The sequence below is a fragment of the Streptomyces nanshensis genome (genome assembly GCF_001751255.1).
Lineage (GTDB): Bacteria > Actinomycetota > Actinomycetes > Streptomycetales > Streptomycetaceae > Streptomyces > Streptomyces nanshensis_A.
Window position 1 is genome coordinate 26462 of sequence record NZ_LJGW01000377.1, and the last position, 6568, is coordinate 33029.

The 6568-nt window shown below is 73.1% G+C and carries 5 protein-coding genes; 3 read left to right on the forward strand and 2 right to left on the reverse strand.

What is annotated here, in order from left to right:
• Positions 1–295: 295 nt before the first annotated feature.
• Positions 296–1738, reverse strand: coding sequence for a helix-turn-helix domain-containing protein (locus AN218_RS22425; protein ID WP_244900593.1), 1443 nt, complete (start codon positions 1736–1738; stop codon positions 296–298).
• A gap of 177 nt (positions 1739–1915) precedes the next feature.
• Between AN218_RS22425 and AN218_RS22430 the strand changes: the two genes are divergently transcribed.
• From AN218_RS22430 to AN218_RS22440, 3 genes are all read left to right on the forward strand, one after another.
• Positions 1916–2605: a PIG-L deacetylase family protein gene (locus AN218_RS22430; RefSeq protein ID WP_070018693.1), complete on the forward strand. Its 690-nt coding sequence runs from the start codon at positions 1916–1918 to the stop codon at positions 2603–2605.
• Positions 2606–2673: 68 nt separating this feature from the next.
• Positions 2674–4155 carry a glycosyltransferase family 2 protein gene (locus AN218_RS22435; RefSeq protein ID WP_141747658.1) on the forward strand — a complete coding sequence of 494 codons (1482 nt, stop codon included), beginning with the start codon at positions 2674–2676 and terminating at the stop codon, positions 4153–4155.
• A 14-nt stretch (positions 4156–4169) separates the two neighbouring features.
• Entirely contained in the window at positions 4170–5462 is a 1293-nt protein-coding gene (locus tag AN218_RS22440) for a glycosyltransferase family A protein (RefSeq protein WP_171908755.1), read from the forward strand.
• On the opposite strand, the gene AN218_RS22445 is transcribed toward AN218_RS22440, so the two are convergent.
• A complete protein-coding gene (locus AN218_RS22445; RefSeq protein ID WP_079132459.1) occupies positions 5449–6465 on the reverse strand; it encodes a phosphotransferase enzyme family protein in 1017 nt (338 codons plus the stop codon). The two genes, AN218_RS22440 and AN218_RS22445, sit on opposite strands and share 14 nt — an antisense overlap.
• Between the last annotated feature and the right edge of the window lie 103 nt (positions 6466–6568).

Sequence of the window (6568 nt, forward strand, 5' to 3'; positions counted from 1 at the left end):
CCGGCGAGGGCTTGACAAGCCCCGTGTCGTGAGCTGGGAGCCGAGCGGCAGGCGGACGCGGACCTCCTCCCGCCGGTCCGCCGCTCTCAGTTGAGATCTCGACTGCTTCCCCGGTGATGCGGATGCCCTTCGTCTCATCGGAAGGGATACCTACCGTGATCTTGCTCGACCGAGCGATGGGGTCTCCGTGCAGGACCGTGAGCTGGGAGCGAGCAGTACCAAGCTCTCGGAGCTCGCCCCCGGCCTGCCGACGGGCAGGCCCGGTGGACCTGAGCACGTTCGCGCCCGGCGTCGGCTAGGAGGTGACTGCGCCGGTGCGCAGAGCGAATTCCTTGAGGCCGGGGAGGCTCTGTGGGCTGTAGAGGAGGTTCGCGGTGAGAGCTTGGATCGCTGGCCGGTGTACTTCCTCGGGTGCTTCACGTTCGACGGCTCGGAGGGCGGTGTAGGCGCGGCGGGGGTCGCCGATCTGGTGCCACGTTCGTGCGGCGTCGGTGAAGTAGCGGGCGCGGCGTTCGGCGGTGGGGAGCTGGGCGGGGATGACGGCGCTGATGTGCTGTACGCCTTCATCGGGGGTGTGGAGGGCGTTGTGGGTGCTGATGGCGTACATCGCGCATTCGGCGGGGCTGGCTTGGATGGTGAACAGGCCGAGCGGCTCGGTGTTCGCGGGGATGCGTCCGGAGGTCTCAGTGGCTTCTTGAAGGAGGTCGAGCGCGGTGCCTCGTTGGTTCGTGGATGCGGCGGTGTAGGCCGCGGTGAGTAGGAGGCAGGTGCGGGCGGCCAGGGCCTCGGGCGCCGGAGTTCCTCGTTCGGCGCCGAGGGAGGTCGCGGTGTTGGTCAGGAAGTTGACGGCGCTCGGGCTGCGGCCGGTCCGGCGCATGGTGATGGCCATGACGCGGGCGGCTTCGGCGACGGGAACGGGGTCGCCGCTGGCGCGGGCAGCGCGCAGGGCAAGGACGGAGGTGGCCCAGGCGCAGTCGGCGTGCTGCTTGACGGCAAGCTCGGTGCCGAGCACGTACGTACGGGCGACGAGAGCTTGGGCTCGTTCGCGTGCGCGGCCGGTGGTCTCGTCCCGGGTGGCTTCGGCGGCGGCGAGGAGGGTGGGGAGCTTGCGCCCGAGGGCGGAGTAGCGGGCTGCGGTGAAGTCGTCGCGAGCGGTGGTCAGCGCGGCGGCGAGTTGCTGGTGAGGCACGGGCTGCGCGGAAGGGGGATTGAGTAATGCGTGCTCCAGAGCGGCCGCGGGGTTCTGGGGAGTGGCACTCACCGCTGGTGGTGCGGTCACCAGCGCGGCGCCCACTCCCAGCGCGCTGGCCATCAGTTCGCGGCGTCGCACATCGTCCTCCTGAGCCTGGACTGCCAGCGTCAGCCTAGTCTCCGATTCCGTGAGCTCGGGGGCGTTCAATGTGGTCGTCGGGGCGGGCGAGTCGCTGATCCCGAGCAGGGAAAACGGGATGCGCAGGCCGTCAGCGATGCGGGTGAGGACGTCGAGGCTCTGGACGTGGCGCAGGCCGCGTTCGATGTCGGAGACATCGGATTGGGCGAGCCCGATGACGGAGCCGAGGAGGGTCTGGCTCGCGCCTGTGTGCTGGCGGACGAACTTGAGCAGGGCACCGATGTCGCGGTTCCAGAGCGCTCGTCGGGCTTCGTCCCGTTCCCACAGGCCGGCGGGTATGGGTAACCGCGGGTCTGCGTCGCTGAGCCGCATGGTGCCCCCTTCGAGGGGTGAGTCAGGGGCGGTCATGTTCAGCGTAGAGCGGGGGTGACTCCGTGTCAGGGGCGTAAGGGGGCGTATCGGGTCGTCCTATAGGACGCCGGGATGGCTTCGTTTGCCTGTGTACTCGCACTCTGGGCGAGCACGGAAGAAAGCCCGGCCCCTGAAGGTCAAAGGGGCGGCGGACGCCGAGAGTTCGGAGGGTCCATGTCCATTCTGGTCTTCGCTCCCCATCCTGACGACGAGGTGCTCGGGTGCGGCGGAAGCATCGCTGCGCACGTGGCGGATGGCCGGCGTGTGCAGATCGCGTACCTCAGCTCCGGAGAGCGGGGCGTACCCGGCGTCGAGGTGGAGGACGCCGGCGTGCTGCGGGAGGGCGAGGCGCGGCAGGCTGCCGGGATTCTGGGGGTGAGTGAAGGGGACCTGCACTTCCTCCGGCTGCCTGACGGCGGCTTCGACCCGGGGGCTGCGGAGCAGTTCGGGGCGGTGCTGGGGCTGCTGCGGCGGCTGCGGCCTGCGGTGGTCTATCTGCCGCACCCAGGCGACGGGTCGTTCGACCATCAGCAGGCGCACCGTCTGGTCTGGCGGGCGTTGGAGATGTCCGGCAGTCGCAACTACACGCTTGCTGGGGAGCCGCACTGGGTGCCGACGGTGCTGGGCTACGAGGTGTGGGAGCCGCTTCGTCGCCCGGCCTTACTGGTCGACCTCGGGAAGGCCGCGGATCGGAAGGAGCGCGCGCTGTCCTGCTACGGATCGCAGGGCAAGGGTCCGGGTCAGGCCGAGCACACCGGCTCGGGGGCGCTGGCAATGGCCCGATGGCGGGGCGCGGTGACGACCGGAGGATGCCGGGAGGCGTTCGCGGTGCTGCGCCTGGACGCGGCGGCGGTGGCGTGGTGAGCGGCGCGGCTGCGCGCGTGGCTGCCACGCTGGGGTGGGCGGCGGCGTCGGCGGTGACGGTGCGGGGCGTGGGCGGGGCAGTCCGGACGGCAGAGTCGCTGGCCTGGCTGTCGGCGTCCGCGGCGGACGAGCCGGGCGAGGCGGGCGAGGTTCGGCTCGTGCTGGTCCTGCCGCTGTTGCGTGAACAGGCGGTCATCGCCGAGGTGTTGGCCCACTTCGAGAAGACGATGGCTGCCCGGCCCGGCACGGTGCTGCTGGTGGTGACCACCGCCCGGGAAGAGGCCGAGCGTGCCGAGAGCCGGTCGCAGCTCCCGGGTCTGGCGCGAGCGGTGTCCGCTGGAGTCCCGTCGGGGCGGGTGGCGTCCCGGTTCGTGGGGCTTCTGCCGCGTGAGCAGCTCCTCGCGCTGGCCGGAGAGTTCTCCCGCCGCCCGTACGGTGAATGCCGGGAGCGGGTGCGGCAGGCGGTCGATGCGCTGCCGTCGACCGCGGAGCTGGCCTCGCAGTTGTGCGCGCGGGCCCGCGGCCGGGGTGTGGACGTGCGGCACCTGCACTATCCGCACACCGGCGGGGCGATGGCGCACCAGGTCAACTACGCCGCGGACAGCTTCCTGGGCGAGCTGGGGCCGGAGGAGCGGGCGGGGTGGTGGATAGGGCTCTACAACGCCGACTCCCGGCCGCACCCGGACACCCTGGCTGCGGTGGCGGCCCGGGCCGCTGCTCCGGAGGCACGGATCGTGCAGCAGTCCGCCCTCTTCACCGGCAACCTGGCGCAGATGCCGCCCGGAATGGCGGGGGCGACGGCGGCCGGCGCGGCGTGGTTGCAGTCGCGCTGGACGCTCGCGCGGGAGATCCCCCGGCTGCGTCGCCAGGCAGCCGCCGCGCGCAGCGGTAGGCGCGGGGTGCCGCTGGCGCACTGCGTCGGGCACGGCCTGTTCGTGCGGGCCGATCAGTGGTCGGCGTGGGGCGGGCTGCCGACCGAGCTGATGAACGAGGACTTGGCGGCCGGGTTTCTCGCCTGCGCCGCCGGGGTGCCGATCGATCCCGTGCCCGTGCTGGAGATCGGGGACTCCCCCAGCACGCTCCGTGCTCTGGTCCGGCAGCAGTCGCAGTGGTTCTGGTCCTACGCGCAGTACCCGGCCATGGTTCGGCTCGCCGCGGCGCGCGACGTGGGGACGCCGGCCGTGCGGTGGCGGCTGGCGGCGACCGGCCTGGTGCGCGGCGCTCTGTGGCTGGGCCAGTCCCCTGCGGTGGCCGCCACCGTCGTGCTGCCGTGGTTGCACCGCCGTGCCGGGGGCTCGCCTCGCTCGACCGTGGCCGCCGCGTGCGGCTCGGCGCTCGCGCTGGGGAGCTACCTGGCGCTGCCCGCCCGCGCCCTGGCTGCCCGCGCGCCTTCCGGCAATGGCACCAGCAGGACGTGGAGGTGGCGGGCCGGGGCCGGGATGGTGCCGGCTGCGCTGCTGTTCTCCGCCGGTCCCTGGCACTGCCTCGCTCGTGCCGCCTGGTGCCGCCTGTCCGGGCGCGCCGTCCGCCACGGAAAGACCGAACGATGAAGGGGGAATCAGCGATGGATCACGCCCTGGGCGAAGGGGCTGTCGAGGATGCTCTTGGCGGAATCCTGGCGAGGCTCCGAGCGGAGGAGGGGCTGCTGAGGCGGGTGCTCGAGGCGGCGCCCTCTGCGCTCGGCCCGGCCACGGCGGTGCTGGCGACCTACAACCGGTGCCCCTTCGACCCGGAGGGGCCCATGGGCGGGGACAACCCGCTGGGCTGGGCGCTGGAGTCGCTGCGGGCCCAGGCCGGTGACGCCGTGGCGGAGATCGTCGTCGTCGACGACGGGTCCAGCGACCACACCGGCGCCGTTCTCGCCCGCTACGAGCGGCTGACCGGCGGGGTGCCGGTACGGGCGGTACGGCTGGAGGGGAATCGCGGCTCGGCGGCGGCGCGGACGGCCGGCGCCGCCGCGGCCCGGTGTCGGTGGCTGCTGTACGCGGATGACGATTGCGTGATGCCGCCGTTGTGGGCAGCCGGGGCGAGCACCACACTGGCCGCCGCGCGGCGCCGGGATGCGCGCGCGGCCGGGCTGATGACGCCGGTCTACTACCGCGCCCTGGTCCCTGCCGAGACCGCGCCCGCGGCCACGGTCGGCCGCCTGGATGTGGAGCGGGCCCGGATCTCGACGCGCTTCCACTGCTGGCCGGACAGCCACCTTCCGCCGCGGAGACTTCCCGGCGCCGGAGGGCTGCTGGAGCCGCTGCGGGTGGAGCTGATCGGCGGGATGCTGCTGCTCGACAAGCAGGCGCTCACCGATGCCGGCGGGTGGGCGGATCAGAGCGCCTGGGCCACCTCGTACGCCGACCAGATGACGCTCTCATCTGACCTGACCGGCGCCGGGCACACGTTGTACTTCACGCCGGACCCGCGCCTGGGGTCGCCGCATCTGAAGTTCGGCGCCGTCGGCCGCTACCCGGCCGGTGAGCGGGACCGGCCGGTGCCCGGGTGCGGGCGGCTGCTGGGCGAGCTGGTCGACATCTGCGCCGTGCCGCGCACCGGGACCGGCTGCCGCACCAGCCCGGAGGTCTTCTTCGAGGAGGAGGTCGGGGCACTGTTCGCGTTCTTCGCCTCCCGCAGCTCCCGCGGCGCCCGGGCATGGGCGACGCGTACGTACGCGGAGTTCGTCGAACAGGGCGTGGTGCATTCGCGGATGGTCTCCACCGTCCCGGCTCCGGGCGAGCGGCGTGCGCTGTGGCGCCGCGGTCTGGCCCGCGGCGCGGCCGCGGCCGGCGAGGCTGCCTGGCGGACCGTGCGGGAGGCGACGGCCGCCGTCGGAGAGGAGCCGATCAGCCCGGTCAACCGGGCGTGAGCGCGTCTCTGACCTGCCGGTGATGTCGTGCCCACCAGCCGACCAGCGCTGAGGCAGCCCGGAAGAGGTGGTCACAGCTCTCGTCGCCCTTGCCGTAGTGGACCTTGAGCTGCCACACATCGCAGAGCCGCTCCCACCGCTGCCGCTCGGCGGCCTCCGCCAGCGCCTCGGCGGGCAGGCCGGACGCCTTGCGGTAACCGCCGACGAATGCTGCCACCAGCTCCAGATCCAGCGGTCCCTCACCGGCCCCGAACATCACCGGCAACGTCGCCGTCCGCACGACCTCGTCAGCGTACGGGCGCACACCGAGCCGGTCCCAGTCCAGCACCGCACTGACCGATCCCGTCTCCCACAGGAGGTTCAGATCGTGGAAATCACCATGGCACCAGCCGGCCGGGCCGCGCTCGCCGTCCTGCGGCAGCCGTCCGGCCCACCGGTCCAGCAGCTCCTCGCGCTCGGTGAGCGCGCGCTCCACGTCGGCATCGAATCCGGCGTGGCCCGCGGCGGCCTGGCGGCGGAAGTCAGCGAACCGGGCCGTGGCCTTGGCCGCGGACGTGACGCTCACCGGCACCTCGCGCGGCGCGGCGGGCATGGCGTCAGCGAGTTCGGTGTGCAGCTCGGCGAGCAGGACACCGACTGCGGCCGCCTGCTCCCGGCTCCAGGAGCGGGCGGGCAGCATCTCGCCGGCCGCCCACGGCGTCAGCGCGTAACTGCGGCCGCCCACCGTGGCGAGCGTGTCGCCCTCCGGTGTGGCCTGCGGGGCCGGAACGGGAAGCCCGGCGGCGGCCAGGGCGCGGGTGGCGGCGTGCTGCCGGCGGGCCGTGTCGGGGCCGACGTCGAGGACCTCCTTGAGGGCGTACCGGGTCCCGTCGGCGGTGGTGATGTCCCAGTTGCGGTTCATCAGCCCCTCGGGGATCGGCCGCACCGCGGCGGGGGCGGAGAGCCCGAACGCGGCCAGTGCCTCGGCGCAGATCTGTTCATCCGTACCGCCCGTCATCTCCATGCTCCAGCTCCTCACCGATCCCGTGCGTCCCGGTCGGCCCGGGGGCGCCCGAGCGTACCGAGCACGGTCGACACCGGGGGGAGGTTCCGGTGAGGCCCGCCCC